We start from the raw sequence: 25719 nt of genomic DNA on the forward strand, positions 1-25719 counted from the left end.
CGACGAGACGGGGCGCCACCGCCCCGCCCGCCCAGCGCAGCAACTCGGCACGCTCCTCATCGGACAGCACAACTTCGACGGCACGAGGACCCCGAGACATGAAAACAGGCTACAGACTTAAGCCCGCGATTTCAGGCGCATCACACTAGTGCCGCATCAGGCCGAGGGGAAGGCATCGCGACAGGGCGCTCCACGTATACGTGGGGCGCCCTGTCCGTTCAGGTGAGGCTTCAGACTCGTAGTCTCAAACCCGTGCCAACTCCCGGTCCTCGTCCGGGTCCTTCGGACCGTCGGTGTCGTGGGCGCGCAGCCCCTCGCCCTCGACGTCGACGTTCGGGAGCGCGCGGTCCAGCCACTTCGGCAGCCACCAGGCCCGCTTGCCGAGCAGGGCAAGGACTGCGGGGACGATCGCCATGCGGACGATGAACGCGTCGAAGAAGACCGCGATGGCGAGGCCGAAGCCGATCATCTTGACCATCGACTCGCTGGATCCGATGAAGCCGGCGAAGACGGCCATCATGATGACCGCGGCGGCGGAGACGACGCGGGCGCCGTGCTCGAAGCCGGTCACGATCGTCTGGTCGGGGCTCTCTCCGTGGACGTGCGCCTCGCGCATGCGGGTCACGAGGAAGACCTCGTAGTCCATCGCCAGGCCGAAGACCACGCCGACCATGAAGATCGGCATCATCGACATGATCGGGCCGGTCTCCTCGACGCCCAGGAGGCCGGACAGCCAGCCCCACTGGAAGACCGCGACGACTGCGCCGAGCGCGGCGAGCACCGAGAGCAGGAAGCCGAGGGCCGCCTTCAGCGGGACCAGGATCGAGCGGAAGACGATGATCAGCAGCAGGAACGCCAGGCCCACCACCAGCGCCAGATACGGGATCAGCGCGTCGTTGAGCTTCTGCGAGACGTCAATGTTCATCGCCGTCGTGCCGGTGACCAGGACTTCTCCGTCGGTGTCCGCCTTGACGGCACCTCCCGAGTCACGGATGGCGTGCACCACGTCCTCGGTCTCGACGGAAGACGGCTTCGAGTCCGGGACCACGGTGATCGTCGCGGTGTCGCCGGCCTTGTTGAACTGCGCCGGGCTCACCGACACGACGCCGTCGAGACCCTTGATCTTGTCGGCCACCTCGGTGGCGTCGGCCCTCGGGTTGTCGCTCGACTCACCGTCGTACACGACCATCAGCGGACCGTTGAAGCCGGGACCGAAGCCCTCGGAGAGCAGGTCGTACGCCTTGCGCTGGGTCGTCGACGTCGGCTGCGAGCCGTCGTCCGGCAGGCCCAGCTCCAGCGAGGCGACGGGGACGGCGGCGGCGCCCAGGCCGACGACAGCCAGGAGGAGGACGGCGATCGGCCGGCGGACGACGAAGCGGGCCCAGCGGGTGCCCATGTTCGCCTTGGGCTCGGCGCCCTCGGCTGCCCTCTCGGCGGCCTTCCTGGCGGTACGGCCGCCGCCCAGCAGCTTGCCCTTCTCCCCCGCGGGCTTGACCTTCTTACCCGCGTACCCGAGCAGCGCCGGGATCATGGTGAGGGCGATGAGTACGGCGATGGCGACGGTGCCCGCGGCCGCGATGCCCATCTTCGTCAGCATCGGGATGTTGACCACGGCCAGGCCGACCAGGGCGATCACTACGGTGAGCCCGGCGAAGACCACCGCGGAGCCCGCCGTGCCGACGGCCCGTCCGGCCGCCTCCTCGCGTTCGCGGCCCTGGGCCAGCTCGGCCCGGTACCGGGAGACGATGAACAGCGCGTAGTCGATACCGACGGCGAGGCCGATCATCATCGCGAGCGTGGAGGTGGTGGTGCCGAGATCGAGCGCGTCCGCCAGGGCGGTGATGCTCGCGACGCCGATACCAACCCCGATCAGCGCGGTCAGCAGTGGCAGTCCGGCCGCGACCAGCGAGCCGAAGGTGATGACGAGAACGACCGCGGCGACCGCGATACCGATGATCTCGGTGGCCCCGGTGTGCGGGACGGCCTGGAGCGCGTCACCGCCGACCTCGACGGTCAGCCCGGTGTCCCGCGCATCCTGCGCGGCCTCCTCCAGGGCGTCCTTCGAGGAGTCCTCCAGCTCCATGCCGGGGGCCTTGTACGACACCTGCGCGTACGCGATCGATTCGTCCTTGCTGAGGGACTTGGTCACGTACGGGTCGGTGACGGAGACGACCTCGGAGCCGGTGCCCAGCTCCTTGACGGTGTTCTCGACGGCCGCCTTGTGGTCCGCGTCGGTCATCTTCTGGCCGTCGGGCGCCTCGAAGACGACCCGCGCGGTCGCTCCGTCGGCGCTCATGCCGGGGAAGCGCTGCTCCAGCAGGTCGAAGGTCTTCTGCGCCTCGGTGCCGGGGATCGAGAAGGAAGTCGATCCCGCCGCCGGGGCGCTGGCGGCGCCGACACCGGCGAGCGTCAGCAGCGCCACCCATATCAGGGCGACGAAGTGCCGTCGCCGGAAGGCGAGTCGGCCGAGTTTATAGAGGAAGGTAGCCACGAGGGAGTACTCCCGGTCAGGTCGTGGGGTGGAACAGGGCAGGGGTGATCAGCCCGACGACGTGAGCGGTCGCGTCAGGTGCAAGTGGTGCAAGTGGGTAACTCTGGAAGGTGGTTGAGCGTCAGGCGCCGAGAGCGGGGAGGACCACGGCGTCGATGTACGAAAGGAGATACGCCTGGGTCGGCGGCAGTTCGTCGATCAGGTTCCGGGCGACGAAGGCGCCGAGGAGCATGTGCAGCACGTAGTCCATCGCGGCGTTGTCCGCACGGATCTCACCTCGCTCGACGGCACGCTGCAACACCTTGCGAATCTCGGCCATTTCGGGCTCGATGAGCCACTCCCGGAACGCCTGGAGGAGATCCGGGCTGGCTTGGATCGCCATGACCAGGCTCCGCATCAGCGCGGTGTCCTGCTCCATGGTGCAGTCATCGTCACGCCTCGCCATGGCATGGAAGTCGCCCCGCAGAGATCCGGTGTCGATCTCGGCCATGTCGAGCCGCTTGTGATGCCGGAGTGCCTTGGCCACCAGCTCGGGCTTGCCGCCCCACTGGCGGTAGAGCGTCGCCTTGCTGGACCGGGTGCGGGCGGCCACGGCGTCCATGGTCAGGGCGTCGTAGCCGACTTCCCGGAGCAGGTCGAGCACGGCCCCGTACAGCTCGGCCTCACGCTCGGGTGTGATCCGACTCCGACGCACCGTTGCGGCTTCAGCCATCCCACTCACCCTTTCCCACTCCAACGCTCGGAGCGCCAGGCTACAGACCCACGTCTGCGAACTCACGCCTCCGAACGAAACGGTTTCGTACGCCTATGAAGGTACCCCGAGATTCTGCGAAACGAAACCGTTTCGTACGTGTCCTGGATCACGCCCCCGTCGGTCAACCATCGCCACAAGTTGCCGGGTCCCCTCCCCAGGCAAAGCATGGGTAGGTGAGCGACAAGCACGAGAACCCGACCACGCGGGGACGAACGGCAGCGGAAGAGACGGCACCCGGCTATCTGCGCTTTCCCCACCTCAGCGGCGACCGGCTCTGCTTCGTGGCCGAGGACGACCTCTGGGTAGCCCCCCTCGGTGACCCCGGCCGGGCCTGGCGGCTCACCGTCGACCGTACGAAGGTCGGCCACCCGCGCTTCTCGCCCGACGGCCGGCACATCGCGTACACGAACTGGCGCAGCCTCGACCCGGAGATCCACCTCGCCCCGGTCGACGGCGGCCCGGCCAGACGGCTCACCTACTGGGGCAGCCCCGACACCCGCGTCTGCGGCTGGAACCCCGACGGCGACATCCTCGCCGTCGCCTCGCACGGCGAGCCCTTCGCCCACTTCACCTGGGCCTACAAGCTCCCGGTCGACGGCGACCCCGGCGGCAAGCTCCCCTGGGGCCCGGTCTCGCACATCGCGGTCGCCGACGTCGCCGGCGAGCACAAGACGCTGCTGCTCACCGGCACGCCCCCGCACGAGCCCGCCTCCTGGAAGCGCTACCGCGGCGGCGCCACCGGACGCCTCTGGCTTCACGGGCGGCGCATCCTCGACGACCTCGACGGACACCTGGACGCACCCATGTTCGTCGGCGACCGCATCGCCTTCCTCTCCGACCACGAGGGCGTCGGCAACCTCTACTCCTGCCTGCACGACGGCTCCGACCTGCGCCGCCACACCGACCACGACGCCTTCTACGCCCGCCACGCCTCCAGCGATGGCACCCGCGTCGTCTACCAGTGCGCGGGCGAGCTGTGGATCGTCGACGATCTGTCCGCCGGCTCGGGGCCCCGCCGCCTCGATGTGCGCCTGGGCGGGCCGCGTGCGGGGCGCCGCCCGTACCAGGTGCCGGCCGGTCTGCACGTCGACGGGATCTCCGTGGACGAGACGGGCCGGGCCAGCGCCGTCGTCGTCCGCGGCAGCCTGTACTGGCTCACGCACCGCGACGGCCCGGCGCGCACCATCGCGGACACCCCGGGCGTACGCGTACGGCTGCCGGAGATGCTCGGCTCGAGCGGGCGGCTCGCCTACGTGACGGACGCGGAGGGCGAGGACGCCGTCGAGATCGCGTACCTGCCGCGCGCGACCGGCGCCCGCGCACCGCGCCGGATCGCCTCCGGCCGCCTTGGCCGCGTACTGGAACTCGTCTCGGATCCGCAGGGGGAACGGCTCGCGATCGCCTCCAACGACGGGCGGCTGCTGCTCATCGATGCGGCGGAGGAGCCTGCAGGCGGCGGGGTCACCGAGCTGATCCAGTCCATCAACGGGCCGGTGCGCGACCTCGCCTTCTCCCCCGACGGCGCCTGGCTGACCTGGTCGCACCCGGGCATCGGCCGGTCCCTGCGGCAGATCAAGATCGCGCGGATCGAGGGACCGAGAGCCGAAGGTCCGGGAGCCGTAGGTCCGGTGGCGCACACGATCGTCGACGTCACCAACGGCCGCTTCGAGGACGAGAACCCGGTGTTCACGCGGGACGGCCGCTTCCTGGCGTTCCTGTCCTGGCGCGGCTTCGACCCGGTGTACGACGTGCACACCGGCGATCTGTCCTTCCCGCTGGGCTGTCGCCCGTACCTCGTCCCGCTGTCGTCCGCGACGCCCTCTCCCTTCGCGCTGACCCCCGAGGGACGCCCGGCCGCGGGCGGCCTGGATGTGGCCGAGGACGAAACCGGCGACGGCGCCGCGGTGACCGTCGAGACCGAGGGCCTGGCGATGCGGGTCACGCCCTTCCCGGTGCCCGCCTCCAAGTACTCGGCGCTGTACCCGGTCGCGGGCGGCGGTCTGGTCTGGCTGCGCTGGCCGATCTCCGGCGCGCTCGGCGAGACCTTCGTCAACCCGGCCGACACCTCCGGGCGGCCGACTCTGGAGTACTTCAACATCAGCAAGGCGAAGAAGTCCGAACTCGTCGACCATCTCGACTGGTTCGCCCTCAGCGGCGACGGCTCGCGGCTCGTCGTCGTCGACGAGGGCGACCTGCGCGCCGTCCCCTCCACCGAGTCCGGCGACCTCGACACCACCGTGTGGATCGACTCACGCCGCATCCTGCACCACGTCGACCCGGCCGCCGAGTGGCGGCAGTCGTACGAGGAGGCGGGCCGGCTCATCCGCGCGTACTTCTGGGAGCCGAAGATGTGCGGCATCGACTGGGACGCGGTGCTCGACCAGTACCGGCCGCTGGTCGAACGGGTCGCGTCCCCCGACGAGTTCGCGGATCTGCTGCGCGAGGTCCTGGGCGAGCTGGGCACGTCCCATGCGTACGTCATTCCCGCGCGCCGTAACGAAGGGCCGCCGCAGTACCAGCGCGCACAGGGCCTGCTGGGCGCCAACTTCGTCCGCAAAGACGGCAGTTGGGTGGTTCGGCGGGTCCTGCCCGGCGAGTCGTCCGACTCCAAGGCGCGTTCACCGCTGGCCGGTACGGGGATCCGCGAGGGCGCGGTGCTCACCCACGTCGACGGACGGCCGGTCGATCCGGTCGCCGGGCCGTATCCGCTGCTCGCGGGGGCGGGCGGTACGACGGTGGAGCTGACGTTCGCGGTGTCGGACGGGGTTACGGGCACGATGACCGACCCGGCGGCGGACGGCGAGGCCCATGCGCGCCGGGTCGCGGTCGTGCCGCTGATCGACGAGCGGCCCCTGCGCTACCAGGACTGGGTGGCCAAACGCCGGGAGGTCGTACGGGAGTTGAGCCACGGCAAGTGCGGGTATCTGCACATCCCGGACATGGGCGGCTCGGGCTGGGCCCAGTTCAACCGCGATCTGCGCATGGAGATGTCCCGGCCCGCCCTGATCGTCGACGTGCGCGGCAACGCCGGCGGGCACATCAGCGAGCTGGTCGTCGAGAAACTCACCCGTACGATCCTGGGCTGGGACCTGACGCGTAACGCCCAGCCGGTGTCGTACACCTCGAACGCCCCGCGCGGCCCGGTCGTCGCCCTCGCCGACGAATCGACGTCCTCGGACGGCGACATGATCACGGCGGCCTTCAAACTGCTCAAGCTCGGCCCGGTGGTGGGCCAGCGCACCTGGGGCGGCGTGGTCGGCATGACCGGGCGGCACCGTCTCGGCGACGGCACGGTCATCACCGTTCCCATGAACGCCGCCTGGTTCGACGCGTACGGCTGGTCCGTCGAGAACCACGGCGTCAGCCCCGACCTGCCCGTGCTGCGCACCCCGCTGGACTGGGCGGAGGGCCGCCACGCACAGTTGGCCGACGCGGTCCACCTGGCCCTGAAACTGCTGACGGACCATCCGGTGGCAATTCCCCCGGACTACCACCACGTTCCGGACCGGACCCGCCCGAAACTGCCTCCCAGGGGAACCGCGTAGTCCAACACGCAATGACCGCCCTCCCAGGACGACGCGTAAGGGGTGCCCTCCCATTGAGGGCACCCCTTACCGATCAGAGCGGCTCAGCGCGATCGAGCGTGATCAAGCGCGGTCAGATGTCGTAGTCCTGGTCGAGGCGGTCCTGCTGCTCCTGCTGGGCCCGGCGCGTCGGGTCCTGCTCCTGACGGCCGCGCTGCTGCTGCTCCTGACGGCGGCGCTGGGCGTCCTCGTGCTGGGCCCGCTCGCGTTCCTCCGGGGTCATCCGGCTACGACGCTCGCGCTCCTCCGGCGTCATCCGGCCGCGCTCGCTCTCGTTCCGGCCCCCGCTCGCCTTTTTCTTCGCGCTCTGCTGAAGCCGCTCGGACTTGTCCTGGAACTCGTCCTTCATGCCCATGAGATTCACTCCCTGGTGGGTGAGGGGATGGAGCCTGAACCAGATTTACATGGCCTGATAAAGCGCGCATTTCGGTCAGTTACGTACCGTTACGCACCGCGTCGCGCACCTCTTCATCAGCCGCCCCACCTGCGCCGACAAGCCCCGTACGGACCCGCCCCAGCCGCGGCTCGAACCGCTGCATCTCCCGCCGCCCCACCGTCGCCACGATCCCCGGCAGATATCCGCGTACGCCCTGCACACCGCGCAGCCACCACTGCCCGTACACATGACTCGACCGCCACTCGATCCCGGCCACGATCCGGTCGACGGCGGGCCCCAGCGGATACGTCTTGCCGGCCGGCCACGGCAGCCGCTGTCTCAACTCCCGCATGACGTCGTCCTGATCGGCGCCGCGCACCATGTCGGTGTCGGTCCACGACAGATAACCGACCCCGACGCGTACGCCCTTGTGGCCGACCTCGGTGCGCAGGCTGTGCGCGTACGCCTCCACGCCCGCCTTGGACGCGCAGTACGCCGTCATCATCGGCGCGGGCGTGAGCGCGGCGAGCGAGGCGATCTGCAGCAGATAGCCGCGGCTCGCCAACAGTGCGGGCAGGAAGGCGCGGGCCGTCACCGCCGAGCCGATGAGGTTCACCTCGATGACGCGGCGCCAGGCCTCGGGGTCGGAGCCGGCGAAGGTCCCGCCGGTCGCGACGCCCGCGTTGGCGACCACGATGTCGACCTTCCCGAACCGCTCCTCCACCTCGGCCGCGACCCGGACCATCGCCTCATGGTCGGTGACGTCGGCGTACCAGTGGCCGCCCTCGGTGTGCAGCCGCCCGGCGATCCGCTTCAGCTCGTCCGGCTCCAGGCCGACCAGCGCGACCTTCGCGCCGCGCGCGGAGAGCTTGCGGGCGAGGAGTTCACCGACGCCCCGCGCCGCGCCTGTGACGACGGCGACCTGCCCCTCCAGGCCTGCCCCACTCCTCATGCGCCCTCCTTCAACTCGGCCCGCACATAAGTGGACGCGAGTTCCCGGATCCGCCCGTTGACCAGCTCGGGTGCCTCGACGGGGGTCATGTGCCCGATCCCGGGCAGCTCGCTGAGGCCGGCGCAGTCGGGCAGCGCGGCGGCCAGTTCGCGCGCGTGGACCACGGGGGTCATCCGGTCGGCCGTGCCCACGATCACGGCCGTCGGCATGGTCAACTCCCTTACGGCGTCGTCGAGTTCGAGCGCGTCCAGTACGTGCGACCAGGCGTGCCGCACCCGGCGCGGACACGCGTGCACGATGCGCGCACACGCCTCGACCATCTCCGGGGCCGAACCGGGGCCCATCGTCGCGTACTTGAGGATCCGTCGGGCGATCGGCGTGACCGGCCCGAGCGGCGCCCGCGCGCCCAGGATGCGCCGGGTGAGCCAGGTACGCAGCCGCCCGGCCCGCATCGGCACCACCAGCGACTCGGCGACCAGCCGCGAACTGCCCGTACTGCACAGCAGCACGGCCGCCGCGTGCTCCCTCAGGCCTGCCCGCCCGGAGGCGGCGATCAGCGTCATCCCGCCCATGGAGTGCCCCACCAGCACGGCCTGTTCACCTGGCGCGAGGGTGGCCGCGAGCACGGCCTCCAGGTCGTCGGCGAGCGCGTCCGTGGTGCAGGTGGTGTGCGCGGGACTCCGGCCATGCCCGCGCTGGTCGTACGCGATGACCCGGTGGTCGGCGGCGAGGTCCCGTATCTGCGCCGCCCAGTAGGCAGTCGAGCAGGTCCAGCCGTGCGCGAGCACCACAGGGGGCCCGTCTTCGGGGCCGTGCACCTCGACGTGCAGCCGAGCGCCGTCAGCGGAGACCGCGGCCAACTCCCGTGCGGGGACGGGCGGGGAGTAGGGACCACTCTTCACATGCGTCAGTCGGCTCACGCGCCGGCCTCCACCTTCTGCTCGCCTTGGATGTCGTCGGTACGGGTCCGGGGTTCCCGGAGCACTTCGTACTCCCCGAGGTCGACGCGTCGTGTCGCGCTGCGGAACTCCGTCGTCGTACCGGGCCAGATGGTCGTGTTGCGGCCGTTCGCGTCGAGATACCAGCTGGTGCAGCCGCCCGTGCTCCACACCGTGCGCTTCATGCGCTCCTGGACCTTGTCGTTCCAGGCGCTGACGGCGCTCGGGCGGGCGTCGAGGGCGACCCGTCCGCCGAGGACGTCCAACTGCCGCAGATAGTCGGCCATGTAGTTCAGCTGGGACTCGATCATCAGGATCATGGAGGAGTTCCCGAGGCCCGTGTTCGGGCCGATGATCGACATCCAGTTGGGGAAGCCGGCGGCACTCGCACCCCGCAGTGACTTCATGCCGGTCGCCCACGCCTCGGCGAGGGTGCGGCCGTCCGCGCCCACGACGCGTTCGGCGATCGGGAGGTCGGTGACGTGGAAGCCCGTACCGAAGACGATCGCGTCGGCCTCGGTGCGGTTGCCGTCGGCGGCGATGACGGTGCTGCCCTGGATCTGAGTGAGCCTGGAGGCGACGACGTCCACATTGGGTTCGGCGAGCGCCGGATAGTAGTCGCTGGAGAGCAGGATGCGTTTGCAGCCGATGCGGTAGTCGGGGGTCAACTTGGCGCGCAGCGCCGGGTCCTTGATGGCCCGGGCCATGTTCAGCCGGGCGAACTGCTCAACCAGGCCCAGCTCGCCCGGGTGCTTGGTGAACGCCTGGACCTGCAACTCCCGGATCCCCCACAGGAGTCCACGCCGGGCCCGCGCGGTGAAGGGCAGCTGCCGGTGCAGCAGGCGCTCGACGCCACTGATCGCCCGGTCGACGCGCGGCAGCACCCATGGCGGGGTGCGCTGGAAGAGGGTGAGTCGGGAAACCCGGGGCTGGATCGCGGGCACGATCTGGGCTGCGGAGGCGCCCGTACCGACGAATGCGACCCGCTTGCCGCGCAGGTCGAAGTCATGGTCCCAGCGGGCCGAGTGGAAGACCGCGCCGGGGAAGGTGTCGAGCCCGGGGATGTCCGGGATCCGGGGCTCGGAGAGCGGTCCGGTGGCGGAGACGACGACATCGGCGGTGAGATTGCCGCTGCTGGTCTCGATCTCCCAGCGCAGCCGCTCACTGTCCCAAGTCATCCTCTTCACTTCGGAGTTGAAGCGGAGGTGGGGGCGGAGCCGGAAGAGATCCGTCACATGCTCCAGGTACGCGCGGATGTGCTCCTGCCCCGAGAAGGTGCGCGGCCAGTCGGGGTTGGGGGCGAAGGAGAACGAGTAGAGGTGGGACGGCACGTCGCAGGCGCAGCCCGGATAGTTGTTGTCCCGCCAGGTGCCGCCGACGCTGCCGGCCCGTTCGAGCACGACGAAGTCGGTGACTCCTTCCCGCCGCAGCCGCACCGCGGCCCCGAGCCCACCGAACCCGGACCCGACCACCGCCACGCGCACATGCCGTACGTCCGCATCCTCGCGCTCGGTCATCCCGACCCCTCCCTGCCTGGCCCAGCCGTGCCGTGCCGCCCCAGTGCGACCATGCCAGTGGACACTGGCGCAATGGGGAGAGTAGGGGAATGGCGTATTCCTGGGTAGAGGGCGGGCCCCAAGAAGTTACCGGCGGTACAACATAGGCTGCTTGCGTGGCTGAGGCATCGGGAGAGCGGGAATCGGGGCAGCGGGAGCCCGGCGAGCGGGGGACGGGAAAGCGCGAGTACCGCATGGAGGAGCTGGCTAAGGAGGCCGGCATCACGGTGCGCACCCTGCGCTTCTACCGCGAGCGCAAGCTGATTCCGCCACCCCGCCGCGAGGGCCGTATCGCCTGGTACGACGACGACCATCTGGCCCGCCTGCGTACGATCTCGGCGCTCCTGGAACGCGGCCACACCCTCAGCGGCATCGCCGAGCTGGCCGAGGCCTTCGACCACGGCCGCGACGTCGGCGAACTGCTCGGCCTGGGCGCACCCACCGAGGAGGTCCCGGTCCGCCTCTCCCCCGAGGAACTGGCCGACGCCTTCGGCGACCAGGCCACCTCCGAGAACCTCGCCGCCGCTCTCGACCTCGGCTACCTCGCCACGGACGGCACCGACCTCGTCCACATCAGCCGCCGCCTGCTGGACGTCTCGGCGGCCCTGGTCCGCGAGGGCATCCCACTCGCGGACGTCCTACGGGCCGGCCGCCGCGTACGCGAACACGCGGACGCCCTGGCCGAGTTGTTCACCGACCTCGCCATCGCCCGCGGCGCTTCCCCGGGCGACCTCGAGCGCTTGCGCCCGCTCGCGAAGAGCGTGGTGGAGGCGGAGTTGTCGATGGCGCTGGACCGGCGGGTGCGGGACGCAGGGAAACGGTCCTAAAGGTTGTAGAGGACGGTCACGGGCGCGTGGTCCGACCACCGCTCCGCATGCGTGGCCGCCCGCTCCACGTGCCCCTTCACGGCCTTGGCCGCGAGCCCCGGCGTCGCCACGTGGTAGTCGATGCGCCATCCAGTATCCCGATCAAAAGCCTGCCCACGGTAGGACCACCACGTGTACGGCCCTTCGGCGTCCGGATGCAGAGCCCGTACGACGTCGACGTATCCGCCCTCCGCCTCGCCGAAGACCGCCGTGAGCCACTCGCGCTCCTCCGGCAGGAACCCCGAGTTCTTCTTGTTGCCGCGCCAGTTCTTGAGGTCGGCTTCCTGATGGGCGATGTTCCAGTCGCCGCAGACGACGACCTCGCGACCGTCGGCGGCGGCTCGCTCCTTGAGCGCCTTCAGGTAGGCGAGGAACTCCCCCATGAACCGGACCTTCTCGTCCTGCCGCTCGGTCCCAACCTCGCCAGAGGGCAGGTAGAGCGAGGCGACCGTGACCCCGGGCAGATCGACCTCCACGTACCGCCCACTGCCGTCGAACTCGGCGGAGCCGAAGCCGACTTGGATACGGTCGGGCTCACGCCGCGTATAGACGGACACCCCCGCACGCCCCTTGGCGGCGGCGGGCGCGTGCACAACATGCCACCCGTCGGGCTGCCGAATCCCCTCGGGCAACTGCGGCGGCTCGGCCCGCACTTCCTGCAGACACAGCACATCGGCGGAGGTGCCCGCGAGCCACTCCACAAAGCCCTTCTTGGCAGCGGCCCGAAGCCCGTTCACATTCACAGAGGTCACAGTCAGCACAGCACTCTCCTACGCGACAGGGAACGTAGGTTACTGGGCGAGCGCCATGTGCGACTCGACGGCCTCCTCCTCGCCCAGGGGCCTAAGCCTTGATCCACCGGTCGGTTTCTGAAGTGATCTTCTGAGGCTTCGTCCCTGGCGTGTGCGGGCAGAAGGTATCCGCTGGTCTGTCCAGCTCTTCCACGTATGCAGCTCCGGGCCGTTGAACAGGGGCCGTGGGCTGCCGTCCGGTGCAGAAAGCTCCTGAAGGAATCCGGGCCTGCGTGATCAGGGCTGGTCGCTGATGGTTCGGTAGGCCGCGATGAACAGGGTGTAGCACAGGTCGATCAGTTCTTCGACGGTGGCGTTCTGGTGGCCGAGCGTCCAGTCCACGAGGAGTTCGTTGACTCCGCCGACCAGGCTCATCGCGGTCATGGTGAGCCGGTTGGAGGAGGCTTCCGGGCCAGGGAGCGGTCCGACGACGGCGGCGACCATTGCGGCGAATTCGTGCAGGACCTCACGGCGGCGCACTTCGAGGCGGGGGCTGGCGCCCACGACCTCGATGAGCACCAGGCGGGCCATGCGGGCGTCGCCGGCCAGTGTGCGGATGAACACCTCGAGGCCGGCGCGCAGTTGGGCGTCGACATCGGGTGCGGCAGCGGCTGCGGCCTGCGCGGTTTCGGCTGTGATCGTAGTGATCAGCTCGTTGTAGACCCCGGCGAGAAGGTCTTCGCGGTCGCGGAACGACTCGTAGAAGTAGCGCTCGGTCAGTCCGGCATGCGAGCACACCTGCTTGACGGAGACCGAGGCGTATCCGACCGTGCCGAACAGGTCGAGGCCCGCCTGGATGAGGCGGGTGCGGCGCTCCTGCTGTCGTTGCGCCGCATCGCGTCCGCCGTAGCGTCGCCCGGCGGTCTGTGTGCCGGTCATTTCTCCCCTTCGCAGAGGTGTTGACACCGGTGTGCTCTGAACTGACACTCTAGCTTGTCAGTTCATCTGACATGGCATCGTGTCAGACGCGCGTGGGGGCCGTTTGCCGCTCGGCGTTCCGCTCATGCTCAGGGCAAGAAAGGGGCTCGACCGTGGCAGCACCGCCCAAATACCCGTACACGTTCAGCCGAAGAGACCGCGACAGGCTCCCCCGCACAGAACCGCTGACCGGCCGAGTGATCGCGGTCACCGGGGCGGGCCGCGGAATCGGGCGTGCCGTCGCGGCCCGGCTCGCCGCAGCCGGAGCCGCCGTGGCGATCGGCGATCTCGACGCGGAGCTTGCCAGGGAGACGGCTGGTGCCATCGGCGCGCATCCCGGTGGCCGGCTGCTCGGGCTGTCTCTCGACGTCACCGACACACATTCCTTCGAAGACTTCCTGCGCACCGTTGAGGCCCAACTGGGGCCGATCGACGTACTGATCAACAACGCCGGAATCATGTGGGTGGGCCCCTTCGAGGAGGAACCGGAGGAAGCCGCCCTGCGCCAGTTCGACGTCAACGTCCACGGCGTACTGCGGGGGATGAAACTCGTGATCCCGGGGATGCGGAAACGCGGTCGCGGCCACGTGGTGAACATCGCCTCCGCCGCCAGCAAGGTCGCCCCGGCCGGCGAGGCTACCTACGCGGCGACGAAGCACGCCGTCCACGGCTACAGCACAGCCGTCCGCGCCGAACTGCGCGGCACCGGCGTGCACGTGTCCTTGGTGATGCCCGGCGTCGTGGACACCGAGCTGGCCGTGGGCACCGCGACCGGCCCCACCCGACGCCTGACGACAGATCAGGTGGCCGACGCGGTGCTCGACGTCGTGCTGCGCCCGCGGTTCGAGGTCTTCGTTCCGCGCCAGGTAGCCGCCCTGACCCGGTTGGCCGCGCTGCTGCCAGGCCGTGCCCGCGACGCCCTGCATCACCTCCTTGTCCCCGACCAGCTCGCCGCCCTGTCCGACCGGGCGGTCCGCGCGGCCTACGAGCAGCGCACCCGGACCGCCCGCTATCCCGAAAGGTGAGCCCGTGACCACCACGCCCAAGCCGGCGCCCAGCGCGAAGAAGGAGGACGCCGCCGCTCCGCGTCCCATCCCCGAATTCGAAGGTGTCCACGACGTATGGCCCCGCGGTGACCGGCTGCGCGCCGTGCGCCGCGCCGCGGCCACCTACCGTGAGCGGTTCGTGCAGCAGGGCCGCATCCACGCCGTCCGCAGTTTCGACATCGCCGCCGCCCCGTACCCGACCCGGTTCGGCTTCCACGGCGCCGCACTCGCCGTCAACCCGTTCGTGAGCATCGTCAACCGGATGCTCGTCGTGCAGTTCGACGGCTTCGACGGTGAGCCGAAAACACTGGTGTGGGAGCCGACCGTCGCCGCCGGAACGGCTCAAGCGCCGTTCTACGCCCAGCTCAAGCGTCTGGCGGGGGACTTTCTCACCGAGCACGTCTTCGCCCGCTACTACCAGGACCCGAACACCGTCCTGCCCTCCTGCGGTCTGCGACCCGAGGACGTGGACTTCGTCAGCTTCGACCACCTGCACGTCCAGGACGTGCGCATGATCATGGGAAGTACCAGCACCGTTCCCGGCGAACGGGCGCCCCGCGAAGCGCTGTTCCCGCGCGCCCGGTTGTTGGTGCACCGCAGGGAGCTGGGCACCTTCGAATCGATGCATCCGATGCAGTGGGCCTGGTACGTCGACGGAGGCATGGACGGGGTACCGGGCGAGCGCGTCACCGCCTTCGACGGCGATGTCGAACTCGGTGTCGGCGTCAGCCTGCTGTGGACCCCCGGCCATACGGACGGCAACCACTCCCTGGTGCTGAACACCCCCGACGGGGTGTGGGTCTCCTCCGAGAACGGCATCTCGGCCGACAACTGGCAGCCCGAGCTCTCCCGCATCCCCGGGGTACGCCGCCACGCCGCGTTCTACGGCCATGAAGTGGTGCCCAACGCCAACACCCTGGAGGACTCTCTCGACCAGTACGACTCCATGGTCAAGGAGAAGACCCTCGCCGGCCCCAGCCGGCGCGATCCGCGCTGGCTGCAGATTCTGCCCTCCTCGGAGCTGGCCCCCTTCAAGCGGCAGTGGCCGGTGCTGCCCAGCTTCATCCACGGCGGTCTGAACTACGGCGAACTGACCCCTGCCAGTGGTGGCCGATGACCGGCCCGGCCGCCCGCCGGATCGCTGCGGACGGCGTGGAGTTGGCCGCCTACCAATGGGGAGCGTCCACGGCTCCTCCGGTGGTGCTGGTCCACGGCTATCCGGACACCAGCGCCGTGTGGCGCCCGGTCGCCGAGCGCCTGGCCGACCGCTTCCACGTCACCGCCTTCGACGTGCGGGGAGCCGGTGCCTCCCACCGGCCCAGGGGTCTGCGCGCCTACCGGATGTCCCGCCTGGAAGCCGACCTGGAGGCGGTTCTCGACGCCGTGAGCCCCGACCGCCCGGTGCACCTGGTCGGACACGACTGGGGATCGATCCACTCCTGGGAGTCGGTCACCGGCACCCGCCTGGCCGGGCGGATCGCCTCGTTCACCTCCATCTCCGGACCCTGCCTGGACCACGTCGGCCACTTGATCCGTGCCCGCCTTCGGCCGCGGCATCCGGAACTGCCGAAGATGCTGCGGCAGGCCGCACGGTCCTGGTACATCGCCTACTTCCATCTTCCGCTCCTGCCCACCCTGACCTGGAGAGCACTGGGACACCGCTGGCGCACCTTCCTCACCGGCTCCCAAGGCGTACCCGACCACACCCCCTACCCCGCGCCGACGCTGGCCCGCGACGCCGTGTTCGGCACCGCGCTGTACCGCGCCAACATGCTGCCCCGCCTGCTGCATCCCCGGGACCGGCCGACCACCATCCCGATTCAGCTCATCATCCCCACCCGCGACTTCTGCGTCACCCCGGTGCTGTCGTACGGAGTGGAGCACTGGACGCGCCGGATACAACGGCGCCCGATCGACGCCGGGCACTGGGTACAGCTCAGCCACCCCGAGGAGATCGCGTCCCGGATCGCGGAATTCGCCCACCGCATCGAAGACGGCTCCCGCCGCGATCAGGACCACACCCCGCACCCGACCTGACAGCCCAACAAATCGGCAGCACTGGACGACGACTGCCTGACCGCCCCTTCGCACACACCGATCACCGACGGAGGAGGAACCTGTCATGTTCCGAGCCGCACATGCCCACCGGGAACGTCCGTCCGAGCCCATCGACCACCACGACCTGGTGCTGCAACCCCGGGACGTCACCTTCGACTGGGGCACCACCCCGCTGCACTGGCTGCCGGGTGAGCCCTTCGCGACCCACACCTTCGATGTGCTCCACCTGATGCTCCCCGAGCTCGAACGCTGGTTCGTGCGCACCTTCGAGCAGGCACTGCCACTGATCACCGATGACCGGCTGCGCGAGGACGTACGCGGCTTCATCGGCCAGGAAGCGATGCACGCCGAGGCGCACCAGGAGGTCCTGGAGCACCTGCTCACCAAGGGGCTGGACCCGGCTCCGTACACGCTGCAGTCCGAATGGATCTTCCGAAGGGTGCTCGGAGACCGGCCGGAGCTGACGCCGGCCGCCGCACACGCGCACCTCCTCCAACGGCTCGCCCTCATAGCAGCCTTCGAGCACTTCACCGCGTATATGGGCCACTGGATTCTCAGCAACGGACACTTGGACGAGGCCGGCGCGGACCCCGCGATGCTCGATCTGTTCCGCTGGCACGGCGCGGAGGAGGTCGAACACCGTTCGGTCGCGTTCGACCTGCTGGTGCACCTCGATCCCCGGTACCGGCGCCGAGTGGTCGGCATGCTCGTCACCGCTCCGGTGCTGACCCGGCTGTGGATCCGCGGAGTCCGCTTCCTGATGAGCGCCGACCCCGAACTCGACGATCGGGTCAAGGTCCGCTTCCGCGACTACCTGGCCGCGGCCCGCAAGGACCTGTTGCCCCGGCCGGGCGCGTTCGCCCGCTCGGTGCTGCGCTACTTCCGCCCCGGCTACCACCCGACCCAGGAGGGCTCGACTCAGCAGGCGGTCGCCTACCTGGCGGCGTCCCCTGCTGCCCGAGCGGCTGCGCGATGACCCGGCAACCATTGAGGCATCCCATGGACACCAGCACACCCCTCACTCGGCCGCCGGACCTGTACGGCAGGCCGCGCAGCGACTCCTTCATGCAGAAGCTGGCGGCTTTCAGCGACAACGCGGTCACGCGCCTCGCGCGGCGCAGCACTCCTCCCAGGCGCCCGCCGGACACCGAGATGCCCGTGATCCGGGAACTGGTGGTCGCCACCAAGCACCAAGAGGCCGAAGATGTCGTCTCCCTGCGGCTGGCAGCACCCGACGGGGGAATACTCCCGCCCTGGCAGCCCGGCGCCCACATCGAACTGCACCTGCCCTCCGGCCGCAAGCGGCAGTACTCTCTGTGCGGCGACCCTGCCGACCGGTACCGGTACCGCATCGCGGTGCGCCGCATCGCCAACGGCGGAGGCGGTTCGGCCGAGGTGCACGACGCCCTCGGAGGCGGTGTGCGGGTCGCGGTCACCGGGCCCCGGAACGCCTTCCCCTTCGCCGCCGAAGCATCCATCCTGCTCATCGCGGGCGGCATCGGAATCACCCCGATCCTGCCGATGGCTCGGGAAGCCGCCCGACGCGGGCTGGACTGGAGGCTCGTGCACACCGGCCGCAGCCGCGGCTCGATGCCCTTCGCGGCAGAGCTGGCCGAACTCGCAGCCACAGCCCCTGGCCGGGTCTCCATCCGTCCTGACGACGAGTCCGGCGTGCCCGAAGCAGCCGATCTGTTGAGCTTGAGCCCGGCGGCGGGTGCGGTGTACTGCTGCGGGCCCGCGCCCATGATCGACGGCGTTCGGCGCGCGTTCGGTGGTAGCCGCGCGTCAGCCCTGCACTTCGAGCGTTTCGCCCCGGCCCCGATCACGGACGGCCGTCCCTTCGAACTTCAGCTGGGCGACACCGGACGGGTTCTGCCAGTGCCGTACGACCGCTCCGCCCTGGATGTTCTCCACGAGGCCCTGCCGGACATGCCGTTCTCCTGCCGCCAGGGGTTTTGCGGCACCTGCCGGGTACGGGTGGCCCATGGCCATGTCGATCATCGTGACCGCCAGCTCACGGCCACCGAACGTGCGGCCGGCGCCATGCTGCCCTGCGTCTCGCGTGCACCGGAAGGAGAGCGGTTGGTGCTGGAGGTGTGAGCGATGGCCGAGCGCCCGTGAAGAACGACGTTCGCGATGTCGCGGACCTGGCCGACCTGTTGCGGATGGGCCGACTGCCGTCCTGGCCGTAGGCGGCATCCGCGGTCACCCAGGCGATCGACAGCGGCGAGGCGAGTGCGCGCAGCACCATCGCCTTGGCCGGCTCTGGCTTGGTAGCGAAGGCCCGTTCGTCAGGGATCTTCGCGGCACGGCAGCGTTCGCGGTCGTTGGTCCAGGACTTGGGCAGATACGGCTCGCGGTCCACCAGGGCCCGGCCGCCGGTGGTGGCGCAGGCGGCGAAGACGCCGGTCTGGCTGGGGGTACCCCCTCTGGGGGATCTCGGTGCGGCCGGCGGTGCCGGAGTACTGGCGCTGGACACCCGCGGAGGTGGTGCCTTTCTTGATGAAGCCGGTGTCGTCAAGGATAAGTACCCCGTCGTCGCCGCCGAGCTTCTCGGCGACGTATGTCTGCAGGTCGTCGTGGATGTCGTCGGCACTCCAGGTGGCTCCGTTGAGCAGCCGCTGCAGGCCATCGGGGGTGCGGTGGCCGACGTCGCAGGTCCGCGCGGCCGAAGCGGTGGCCGATGCGGAGGAAGAGGTCGTCGAGTTCACGGTCCCAGGTCGCGTTCGCAAGGTCGTCGATCACGTTGGGAGACTGCCCGGATCACACCGCGGCCAGTTCTGGATCCGCTCCTTGGAGGGGCGGTCCGCCAAGACCGCCCCTGACACGCCATCAGCCAACTACACTCCGGGCGATGCCTCCTGACCAGGCCAGATAGCGAAACGCTGCTGGAGTACTAACTGGACCGCCGAGCCTCCAATGGAGTCCGCGCTTGCCGGAGGCGTCCTTCGCCAGCCGACGACTCGTCAGCTGGCTCATCCGGCTCCGGCTCCGTAGCGATGCGGGTTTTAAGGCTTGAGCACCGCCAGTACATCGTCGAGCGAAACGTCGGCGGGGTCACTCATATCGAGACCATCGAACGCCTGCCAGATATAGGACGCCGTCCCGTTCTCCCGCAGCGGATGAAAGTCGGCCAAGTCCGGATCGTCCCGGAAGCTGTTGAACGCCTCTTCGGACTCCCATTCAACGAGAAACAGAACCTGCCGTGGCGCGAGGTCACCGGCTACGTTGTCTCGGAAACGGCCAAACGCCACCATTCGGCCACCATATTGCGGAGCCACTTCGGGCAAACGGCTGAAATACGCGAGGTACTTCTCCAAGTCGACCACGTCAAACATATTCAGGGCGTAAAACTTCTTCTTCTGTGAATTCGCACTCATTGCTAATACCCTCTCCGGTCTCAGGAAACTGGTGTTCGCTGCTCTAGGCGGGCGCGGGGCACCGGCAGCAGGACGCCGGCATTGTTGATGATGATGTTGACGTCGGTCGCGATTTGCGCCATCTCGGAGACTGACTGTGAAGAACGCACTTCCAGCGCTCGGGTGAAGACTGAGGTCGCGGGAATCTGAGTACGCTTCCCGTGCCGTTGGGTACACCTTTTTGGCCCCGCGTGGCACACAGCCTCGTCGACCAACGCCGCGCCGAGGCCGGACTGCCGCACTGGCCCAACTGGCGCAGACGCCACCAGGCAACAGCCCGCCGCAGCCACTACCGACGACGATCCGCCGACAAACCTGCTGGATAGATCACGAAACCGCACTGGAGTACTAGGCGGTTGCCCTTCGGCGTAGCGCGGGGAAGCCATCCGTACTCCTAAGTAATGGGGGTTCGGGACTCACCCGCCTCCGCGACGAGAAACCGATCGGTTCCCTCATCGTAAACTGATCGGTTTTCGCGCGCAAGTCCGAGCGGAGGGGCGCCGTTCGGTGCGTGATGAGGGTGCGATGGTGCCACCGAAGTCCAAGGTCGATCTCCGCACGGCCGTTCCGGCCGTCCTGGCCTGTTGAGATCGGCAAGTTTGCGGACGTGGTGGACCTGGAGCCCAGCCCGTCCCTCGCGCATCTCGCACTGCTCGGCAAGGAGCCGATGAATCAGCTCGTTGCGCCAGGTAGTAGCCATATCCGGCTGGCGGTCGGTAATGACGGCGATGCGTTGTCGCTTGAGCGGGATCCCGCCGAAGCAGGCGACCAGCGGTTTCTTCCCCTTCTCTCGCTGCACCGTGGCTTGGAAGCAGGTCCGTCGGCCGTCCGGAGTATCGCAGCCAGATGACGCGAGCCGGAGAGGTCACACGAGCCTGACCGGCCCGGCGTCGATCGGCAGGCGGACCAGGAGGTAGGGCTTGCGGCGCAGGTCCTGGCCCTCGTGGAAGGGTGACAGCCGGTTGAGCTGGTTGGCGATGGCGTACAGGTGCCGGTCCGAGGCGACGGACAGGGTGTCGACCCAGATCAGGTCGCTCCCCTGGGCGAGGGTCCGGTAGGTACCGTTCGGGCTCCTGCGCCAGATGGCGTTGTGTTCCAGGTCGCCGCCGTAGAGCCGCCCCTTGTCGTCGCTCTCCAGGCCGTCGGCCATCGGCTTGAACCCGAGGTCCTCGACCGTCGCCGCCACCTCGGCGTCCGTGGCGTCCGGGTCGGCGAGGGCGTCGGTGGACACGCTGTGCAGCCGGCGGCTGGACAGCGGGCAGTAGTAGAGGCGCGTGCCGTCGGCGCTGAGAGCGATGCCGTCGGAGCCGGTCTCGTAGTACGTGGGTTCGCCGCCCGCGGGGCGGACCATGAAGGGCTCGCCCTCGATGACCGGTAGGAACTGCTTGTCCGCGAGCGCGGAGGGATGGCCGGTCAGTCGCCGCCAGGAGCGGCCGGTGGCGAGGTCGACGACGATCACGCCGTTGGAGCCGCCCGAGTCGGTGATGAACGCCATGCCCTCGGCGCCGCGCCGCAGGTCGAAGCGCACGTCGTTGGGGTAGCTGTTCGCCGGCACCACCTCGGGCGGGAAGAGGATCTTCCGTACGATCCGGTCGGTGCGCAGGTCGACCGCCACGAGCTTCGGGCCGCCGTAGGAGGACCCGGCGAACAGCGGGCTTCCGGTGTCGAGGATCCACAGCCGGTCGGCCGCATCGACGACGACGCTCTGCACCGACTGGAAGTGCCCGGCCAGGTCGGAGGCGTCCTCGCGGTTCACCTCGGCGTCGGGGTAGGCCACCGGCTTGCCGCCCCGCAGTTCGGCGACGGTGAACGGGACGTCGTCGCCCCAGCGGGGGAAGTTGACGAAGACCCGGCCGCGGCGCGAGACGGTGACGCCCGTCGGCATCGCGTCCCAGAAACGGGCAACGACCTCGTACTTTCTGGCTGTTGAACCGGAGGCGTAGGCGGAGGCGGGCCCGGCGAGTTGGGTGGCGGCCAGCGAGGCGGTGGTCGCCGTAAGGAACGTACGTCGTTTCATGTGAGCGTCTCCTGTTGGGTCGAGTCGCCGGAGGGCGCGGCGAGTTGCCGCATCACCTCGGCGCATGGGGGGATCGGCCGGACGCTGCCGTTGCCGGTGGAGGGCGCCGCCTCCAGCAGCCGCTCTCGAGGAGTCGGCTTCGCCCGTGTGGTCATGGCGAGCCGAAGCCCACCTGGACGGCAAGTACCTTCTGCGTTCCTGCGACTCGGAGCTGTCCGCCGAGGACATGGCCTGCGGCTACCGCCAACTCCTGGAACCTGGAAGGGGAACGGGGTCAAACGGCCGGTGGACCTGGTGCTCTCAGGTCCGCCGGGCTGCCGGGCGGGTCTTCGCGACCATGCTGCGGTCCCCCGAGGAGACCATCGCGTGAATGGGTACGGTGCTGACGCTCATGAGCGTCGCAAGGCCCCGGCGGCCCTGCTGGCGAGCGAGCGCCGGACCCATGAGGTGCATCAGGGCGGTGAGGGCCGGCATCGGACGCCCGAAGAGCGTGATCTCCTTGATGCGTGCTTCGTCGTCGAGCCGCAGCATCTGCACCTCCTCGAACGACTGGGAACCCACCCGCGCCCGGTAGACCAGGGCGTACGTGTCGCCCTCGCCGGTCTGGGTGTGGTACTGGACGTCCTTGACCGCCGCGAACGCCACGGTCAGGAAGTCGCGCAGCTGGTCAGATCCCTCGAAGGGGAACTGGTCGGTGAGCGGCGAGCTGAGCACGACGTCCGGGCTCAGGCACGCGACCGCGGCTTCGACATCACCGCGTTCCTCGGCGGAGCGCCAGCTCGCGACGGTAGCGGCGGCGGAGTGCAGGGTCTTGGACATGGGTCTCTCCCGGTATCAGCGGCGCGATTGGATTTGCGGGTGGCGGGGGGTGGAGGTGGGGGGTGTCAGCCGGCCAGCTTGTTCATCGTGCGGACCTGCTTGTCCAGGACCCAGGCGGGAACGAAGCGGAGCATGCGCGCGCGCCCGGCCATGGGGCCGGCGGCGTAGCGCAGCTTCGGCTTCTTGTCGGTGGCCGCGGTGACGATCGCCTTGGCGACGACGGCGGGGTCGTCGCCGTCCTTGATCGCATCCGTCATCAGGCGGTCGAAGACGCGCCGCTGGTCCGCGTATGTCTGCATGGGCGTGTCGGGCTTCGCGCTGTTGGCCTCGAATCCGGTCCGGGTGTAGGCGGGTTCGACGAGGAGCGACCGGACGCCGTACTCCCGGACCTCGTGGTCCAGGGACTGGGAGTAGCCCTCGATCGCGTGCTTGGACGCGCCGTAGACGGCCATGTAGGGGGCGGGGATGAACCCCTGCACGGACGAGAGGTTGATGATGCGCCCGCGTCCCTGGGCGCGCATGTGCGGCAGGACTTCCTTCACCATGCGCATGACCCCGAGGACGTTGGTGTCGAAGACGCCCTGGGCCTGCGCGACGGAGGTTTCCTCGGCCGCCCCTATCGAGCCGATGCCGGCGTTGTTGACCAGGACGTCGATCCGCCCGAACCGCTCGATCACCTGCTGGACCGCGGCGGTGACCGACTTGTCGCTGGCCACGTCGAGGTCGAGGAACGTCACCCCGTGGAGCGGGGTGACGCGTGAGGTGTCGCGGCCGGTGCCGGCCACGTCGAAACCCGCTGCGACCAGCGCGAGCGCGGCTTCCCTGCCGATGCCGGAGGACGCGCCCGTCACGAGGGCCACCGGCCGATTTGTCGTCATCATGCACTCCCGAACTCATCTGGGAAACCGATCGGTTTCGCCTCGCCCCCACTGTAAACCGATCGGTTTCCAATGCACAAGCTCAAGGAGGGAACTGATCCCGGGCACGCGTCACCGGCCGCCTTCAGGTCGAGCCGACCGGCGCCCGCCGGCATGGCGGCACGGGCCGGATGAGCAGTCAGGAGAGACGCGAGAGCGTCATCTCCGCGCTGCGATCGCCGAGTTCGCGCTCAAGGGCTGCCTCGGCACCTCTACCGAGGCGATTGCCAAGCGTGCCGGTGTCACGCAGCCGTACCTCTTCCGACTCTTCCCGGGCAAGAAGGCGATCGTCGTCGCCGCCTTGACGCGGAGCACGGAAGACGCCCGCCTGGCTTTCGAGAGGGCGGCCAAAGGGGTGAAGGGGCGCGAGCGGGCCCTCCCACGCAATGGGCAGCCCCATGGCGATCGCTTACACGCGGCCGATCTCGACGCACCCCGAAACGCTCCAGATGCAGATGCAGGGATACGCCGTCGCGGCAGCCACCGACGCACGGGGCGAGGACCAGATCGGCGAGCGTCCGGGCCGGCTGGATGAGGCTCCGGGAAACCATGCCCTGCCGCTGGGCGCCGATGCCGGCAAGACCACAACCTTCCCCGCGCCCGGCTGCTCATCAATTCCCTTACGATCACCGGACTTCGCCCCGAGTGCCGGGGAGCAAGGGCATGAAGCCATGCGGGCCGTGCCGGCTGCCTGAGACCGGCATCGGCTCGGAGAGCACATCAGTCACCGAACCTGCCCGGAAAGGCGATGCGTCAGCGCATGCCTGCCGCATCGAGCAGGAGGGCCACAGTGGGCACGATGAGCCCGGTCAGGTTGTCGGCGCCGATCCCCGCGCGGGCACTGGCGCCATCGAAGACCAGGCTGAGCTGCCGGGCCAGCAGGTCGGGATCGCTCGCGCCACCCCGTTCGGCCTCGGCGCGGAAAAACGCCGTCAGCCCCGCCTTGATCCGGTGGGCCACCTGGCTCGCAGGGTGACTCTGGTCCTTCAGCTCGATCTGCACGGCCAGGTACCGGCAGCCTTGGTACTCGGGCGCACCCGCCTGCAGTTCCACCCGCTCGAAGACGTGCAGGATCCGCTCGCGGGGTGAACGGTCGTCGTCCGCCGAGGGCAGGGCCCTCGCCACGTAGGCGGCGGCACGCTCCTTCAGGCTCGCCGCGAGCAGTTCGTCCTTGCTCTCGAACAGCTGGTACATCGAGCGCTTGGACACCCCCGCCGCCTTGCACAACGCCTCGACGCCGATGCCGACACCGTCTCGGTAGGTGAGCGTGGCCGCCGCGTCCAGCAGCCGCTCCCGGGGACTTTGCTTCGCCTTGGTGGTCACACTTCGAGGTTAACTCGATTCCACCGGAATGAAAACCGATCGGTTTACGAAGGTCCACCGGGGGCGATATCCGGCGCCGCCCACAGTCGAGCGGACACCTGAAGCCCGAACTGAGGCTCGGTGCAACACCCCTGCGTCGTCGCCTCCTTGACGGAGAGGCGTTGCGACTGGCGAGCCTGGCGCTACCCGTTTCTTGATCACCAGCACGCCAAAGGGGGTGAACTCTTGCCGACCGCTTACCGGTTGTTGTTCTGCGACCTGCGTTCCGACCAACTGCTCGACGCACTGCCCGTACAGGGCGTCACCCTCGACGACTACATCGGCAAGACCGGCCGGCTCACCGACACCGGGGCGCGATACCGACCCATGGAAAAATGAATCGCCAGCCGTCAACGCATAGAAGTACGATACTCAGCATGTATATACGTCGCGCCTCCTTCGACCACCCCGACGCCGTCAAGCTGAACGACCAGGTCCAGGCCGAGTACGCCGCGCGCTACGACGACGAGGGTGATGTCACCCCGCTCGACCCGTCGATGTTCGAGCCGCCGCTCGGCCTGTATCTCATCGCGTACGACCCGCAGGAGCGGCCGGTGGCCACGGGCGGCTGGCGTGCCCAGGACGCGAACGACGAGGGCTACTCGGACGGCGACGCGGAGATCAAGCGCATGTACGTGATCGAGGAGGCGCGCGGCAACGGCCTCGCCCGCCGTATCCTCGCGGCCCTGGAGGACGACGCCCGCGCGGCGGGCCGTACCCGCATGGTCCTGGAAACGGGCACGAAGCAGCCGGAGGCGATCGCCCTCTACACGTCCAGCGGCTACGAACCCTGCGCCAAGTTCGGCCACTACCGCTTCCACGACTCGAGCAGGTGCTTCGCGAAGTACCTGTGAA

At 69.2% G+C, this 25719-nt stretch carries 25 protein-coding genes and 2 pseudogenes; 12 read left to right on the forward strand and 15 right to left on the reverse strand.

Going from position 1 to position 25719, the window contains the following annotated elements:
- Positions 1-244 precede the first annotated feature (244 nt).
- Together ACYVO6_RS28850 and ACYVO6_RS28855 are read right to left on the reverse strand one after the other, a co-directional pair.
- Positions 245-2491, reverse strand: a complete 2247-nt coding sequence (locus tag ACYVO6_RS28850; protein WP_461066186.1) for an MMPL family transporter — start codon at positions 2489-2491, stop codon at positions 245-247.
- 121 nt (positions 2492-2612) lie between these two features.
- Entirely contained in the window at positions 2613-3203 is a 591-nt protein-coding gene (locus tag ACYVO6_RS28855) for a TetR/AcrR family transcriptional regulator (protein WP_461066188.1), read from the reverse strand.
- A 284-nt stretch (positions 3204-3487) separates the two neighbouring features.
- Between ACYVO6_RS28855 and ACYVO6_RS28860 the strand changes: the two genes are divergently transcribed.
- Positions 3488-6790 (forward strand): S41 family peptidase, encoded by a 3303-nt coding sequence (locus ACYVO6_RS28860; RefSeq protein WP_461066239.1) that lies wholly within the window; start codon positions 3488-3490, stop codon positions 6788-6790.
- 112 nt (positions 6791-6902) lie between these two features.
- Here the strand turns inward: ACYVO6_RS28860 and ACYVO6_RS28865 are convergent, their stop codons facing one another.
- From ACYVO6_RS28865 to ACYVO6_RS28880, 4 genes are all read right to left on the reverse strand, one after another.
- On the reverse strand, positions 6903-7184 hold the full coding sequence (locus ACYVO6_RS28865) for a hypothetical protein (protein ID WP_461066190.1): 282 nt from the start codon (positions 7182-7184) through the stop codon (positions 6903-6905).
- Positions 7185-7263: 79 nt separating this feature from the next.
- Positions 7264-8157, reverse strand: coding sequence for an SDR family oxidoreductase (locus ACYVO6_RS28870; RefSeq protein WP_461066192.1), 894 nt, complete (start codon positions 8155-8157; stop codon positions 7264-7266).
- Positions 8154-9077 (reverse strand): alpha/beta fold hydrolase, encoded by a 924-nt coding sequence (locus tag ACYVO6_RS28875; protein ID WP_461066194.1) that lies wholly within the window; start codon positions 9075-9077, stop codon positions 8154-8156. The genes ACYVO6_RS28870 and ACYVO6_RS28875 overlap by 4 nt, the downstream gene beginning before the upstream one ends.
- Entirely contained in the window at positions 9074-10612 is a 1539-nt protein-coding gene (locus ACYVO6_RS28880; RefSeq protein WP_461066196.1) for a flavin-containing monooxygenase, read from the reverse strand. Before ACYVO6_RS28880 ends, ACYVO6_RS28875 begins: the two co-directional genes overlap by 4 nt.
- 233 nt (positions 10613-10845) lie before the next feature.
- On the opposite strand from ACYVO6_RS28880, the gene ACYVO6_RS28885 reads away from it, so the two are divergent.
- On the forward strand, positions 10846-11478 hold the full coding sequence (locus ACYVO6_RS28885; RefSeq protein ID WP_461066241.1) for a MerR family transcriptional regulator: 633 nt from the start codon (positions 10846-10848) through the stop codon (positions 11476-11478).
- Here ACYVO6_RS28885 and ACYVO6_RS28890 read toward each other — a convergent pair.
- Positions 11475-12278, reverse strand: coding sequence for an exodeoxyribonuclease III (locus tag ACYVO6_RS28890; RefSeq protein ID WP_461066198.1), 804 nt, complete (start codon positions 12276-12278; stop codon positions 11475-11477). The genes ACYVO6_RS28885 and ACYVO6_RS28890 overlap by 4 nt on opposite strands.
- 267 nt (positions 12279-12545) lie before the next feature.
- Positions 12546-13187: a TetR/AcrR family transcriptional regulator gene (locus tag ACYVO6_RS28895; RefSeq protein ID WP_461066200.1), complete on the reverse strand. Its 642-nt coding sequence runs from the start codon at positions 13185-13187 to the stop codon at positions 12546-12548.
- Between the two features lie 152 nt (positions 13188-13339).
- On the opposite strand from ACYVO6_RS28895, the gene ACYVO6_RS28900 reads away from it, so the two are divergent.
- The 5 genes from ACYVO6_RS28900 (at position 13340) to ACYVO6_RS28920 (ending at position 18430) form a co-directional block, all read left to right on the forward strand.
- Positions 13340-14251, forward strand: a complete 912-nt coding sequence (locus ACYVO6_RS28900; protein WP_461066202.1) for an SDR family oxidoreductase — start codon at positions 13340-13342, stop codon at positions 14249-14251.
- A gap of 4 nt (positions 14252-14255) precedes the next feature.
- Complete coding sequence (locus ACYVO6_RS28905; protein ID WP_461066204.1) at positions 14256-15389, forward strand: MBL fold metallo-hydrolase; 1134 nt, start codon at positions 14256-14258, stop codon at positions 15387-15389.
- Positions 15386-16309 carry an alpha/beta fold hydrolase gene (locus ACYVO6_RS28910; protein ID WP_461066206.1) on the forward strand — a complete coding sequence of 308 codons (924 nt, stop codon included), beginning with the start codon at positions 15386-15388 and terminating at the stop codon, positions 16307-16309. Before ACYVO6_RS28905 ends, ACYVO6_RS28910 begins: the two co-directional genes overlap by 4 nt.
- Positions 16310-16394: 85 nt before the next feature.
- The gene (locus ACYVO6_RS28915) at positions 16395-17306 is read left to right on the forward strand and encodes a metal-dependent hydrolase (protein ID WP_461066208.1); all 912 of its coding nucleotides are present in this window, start codon (positions 16395-16397) and stop codon (positions 17304-17306) included.
- A gap of 23 nt (positions 17307-17329) precedes the next feature.
- Positions 17330-18430: a PDR/VanB family oxidoreductase gene (locus tag ACYVO6_RS28920; protein ID WP_461066210.1), complete on the forward strand. Its 1101-nt coding sequence runs from the start codon at positions 17330-17332 to the stop codon at positions 18428-18430.
- A gap of 82 nt (positions 18431-18512) precedes the next feature.
- Here ACYVO6_RS28920 and ACYVO6_RS28925 read toward each other — a convergent pair.
- Positions 18513-18978 (reverse strand): annotated as a pseudogene (locus ACYVO6_RS28925) (IS701 family transposase); the annotation flags it as partial.
- A gap of 360 nt (positions 18979-19338) precedes the next feature.
- Positions 19339-19710, reverse strand: coding sequence for a DUF1330 domain-containing protein (locus tag ACYVO6_RS28930; protein WP_461066212.1), 372 nt, complete (start codon positions 19708-19710; stop codon positions 19339-19341).
- Between the two features lie 646 nt (positions 19711-20356).
- Between ACYVO6_RS28930 and ACYVO6_RS28935 the strand changes: the two genes are divergently transcribed.
- Positions 20357-20599, forward strand: a complete 243-nt coding sequence (locus tag ACYVO6_RS28935) for a hypothetical protein (RefSeq protein ID WP_461066214.1) — start codon at positions 20357-20359, stop codon at positions 20597-20599.
- Positions 20600-20614: 15 nt separating this feature from the next.
- Here the strand turns inward: ACYVO6_RS28935 and ACYVO6_RS28940 are convergent, their stop codons facing one another.
- The 4 genes from ACYVO6_RS28940 to ACYVO6_RS28955 all read right to left on the reverse strand — a co-directional run bounded on the left by ACYVO6_RS28940 (position 20615) and on the right by ACYVO6_RS28955 (position 23463).
- Entirely contained in the window at positions 20615-21766 is a 1152-nt protein-coding gene (locus tag ACYVO6_RS28940; protein ID WP_461066216.1) for an L-dopachrome tautomerase-related protein, read from the reverse strand.
- Positions 21763-21921, reverse strand: a complete 159-nt coding sequence (locus ACYVO6_RS28945; protein ID WP_461066218.1) for a hypothetical protein — start codon at positions 21919-21921, stop codon at positions 21763-21765. Before ACYVO6_RS28945 ends, ACYVO6_RS28940 begins: the two co-directional genes overlap by 4 nt.
- Before the next feature lie 145 nt (positions 21922-22066).
- Positions 22067-22585 carry a nuclear transport factor 2 family protein gene (locus tag ACYVO6_RS28950; RefSeq protein ID WP_461066220.1) on the reverse strand — a complete coding sequence of 173 codons (519 nt, stop codon included), beginning with the start codon at positions 22583-22585 and terminating at the stop codon, positions 22067-22069.
- Between the two features lie 65 nt (positions 22586-22650).
- Positions 22651-23463, reverse strand: a complete 813-nt coding sequence (locus ACYVO6_RS28955; RefSeq protein WP_461066243.1) for an oxidoreductase — start codon at positions 23461-23463, stop codon at positions 22651-22653.
- Position 23464: 1 nt separating this feature from the next.
- On the opposite strand from ACYVO6_RS28955, the pseudogene ACYVO6_RS28960 reads away from it, so the two are divergent.
- Positions 23465-23740 (forward strand): annotated as a pseudogene (locus ACYVO6_RS28960) (hypothetical protein); the annotation flags it as partial.
- Between the two features lie 160 nt (positions 23741-23900).
- A complete protein-coding gene (locus ACYVO6_RS28965; RefSeq protein WP_461066247.1) occupies positions 23901-24197 on the forward strand; it encodes a hypothetical protein in 297 nt (98 codons plus the stop codon).
- Between the two features lie 58 nt (positions 24198-24255).
- Here ACYVO6_RS28965 and ACYVO6_RS28970 read toward each other — a convergent pair whose 3' ends face one another.
- A complete protein-coding gene (locus tag ACYVO6_RS28970; RefSeq protein ID WP_461066222.1) occupies positions 24256-24825 on the reverse strand; it encodes a TetR/AcrR family transcriptional regulator in 570 nt (189 codons plus the stop codon).
- Between the two features lie 225 nt (positions 24826-25050).
- Between ACYVO6_RS28970 and ACYVO6_RS28975 the strand changes: the two genes are divergently transcribed.
- Both ACYVO6_RS28975 and ACYVO6_RS28980 read left to right on the forward strand, forming a co-directional pair.
- On the forward strand, positions 25051-25203 hold the full coding sequence (locus tag ACYVO6_RS28975) for a hypothetical protein (protein WP_461066224.1): 153 nt from the start codon (positions 25051-25053) through the stop codon (positions 25201-25203).
- A 38-nt stretch (positions 25204-25241) separates the two neighbouring features.
- Positions 25242-25718 (forward strand): GNAT family N-acetyltransferase, encoded by a 477-nt coding sequence (locus ACYVO6_RS28980; protein ID WP_461066226.1) that lies wholly within the window; start codon positions 25242-25244, stop codon positions 25716-25718.
- Position 25719: the final 1 nt, after the last annotated feature.

The organism is Streptomyces pseudoechinosporeus, assembly GCF_054783935.1.

Coding starts and splice junctions, on each gene's coding strand:
- ACYVO6_RS28945 (WP_461066218.1), bottom strand. CDS start 21,921: ATGACCACACGGGCGAAGCCGACTCCTCGAGAGCGGCTGCTGGAGGCG.
- ACYVO6_RS28940 (WP_461066216.1), bottom strand. CDS start 21,766: ATGAAACGACGTACGTTCCTTACGGCGACCACCGCCTCGCTGGCCGCC.
- ACYVO6_RS28885 (WP_461066241.1), top strand. CDS start 10,846: ATGGAGGAGCTGGCTAAGGAGGCCGGCATCACGGTGCGCACCCTGCGC.
- ACYVO6_RS28865 (WP_461066190.1), bottom strand. CDS start 7,184: ATGGGCATGAAGGACGAGTTCCAGGACAAGTCCGAGCGGCTTCAGCAG.
- ACYVO6_RS28950 (WP_461066220.1), bottom strand. CDS start 22,585: ATGTCCAAGACCCTGCACTCCGCCGCCGCTACCGTCGCGAGCTGGCGC.
- ACYVO6_RS28965 (WP_461066247.1), top strand. CDS start 23,901: ATGGCGATCGCTTACACGCGGCCGATCTCGACGCACCCCGAAACGCTC.
- ACYVO6_RS28915 (WP_461066208.1), top strand. CDS start 16,395: ATGTTCCGAGCCGCACATGCCCACCGGGAACGTCCGTCCGAGCCCATC.
- ACYVO6_RS28980 (WP_461066226.1), top strand. CDS start 25,242: ATGTATATACGTCGCGCCTCCTTCGACCACCCCGACGCCGTCAAGCTG.
- ACYVO6_RS28930 (WP_461066212.1), bottom strand. CDS start 19,710: ATGAGTGCGAATTCACAGAAGAAGAAGTTTTACGCCCTGAATATGTTT.
- ACYVO6_RS28855 (WP_461066188.1), bottom strand. CDS start 3,203: ATGGCTGAAGCCGCAACGGTGCGTCGGAGTCGGATCACACCCGAGCGT.
- ACYVO6_RS28910 (WP_461066206.1), top strand. CDS start 15,386: ATGACCGGCCCGGCCGCCCGCCGGATCGCTGCGGACGGCGTGGAGTTG.
- ACYVO6_RS28895 (WP_461066200.1), bottom strand. CDS start 13,187: ATGACCGGCACACAGACCGCCGGGCGACGCTACGGCGGACGCGATGCG.
- ACYVO6_RS28870 (WP_461066192.1), bottom strand. CDS start 8,157: ATGAGGAGTGGGGCAGGCCTGGAGGGGCAGGTCGCCGTCGTCACAGGC.
- ACYVO6_RS28880 (WP_461066196.1), bottom strand. CDS start 10,612: ATGACCGAGCGCGAGGATGCGGACGTACGGCATGTGCGCGTGGCGGTG.
- ACYVO6_RS28955 (WP_461066243.1), bottom strand. CDS start 23,463: ATGACGACAAATCGGCCGGTGGCCCTCGTGACGGGCGCGTCCTCCGGC.
- ACYVO6_RS28920 (WP_461066210.1), top strand. CDS start 17,330: ATGGACACCAGCACACCCCTCACTCGGCCGCCGGACCTGTACGGCAGG.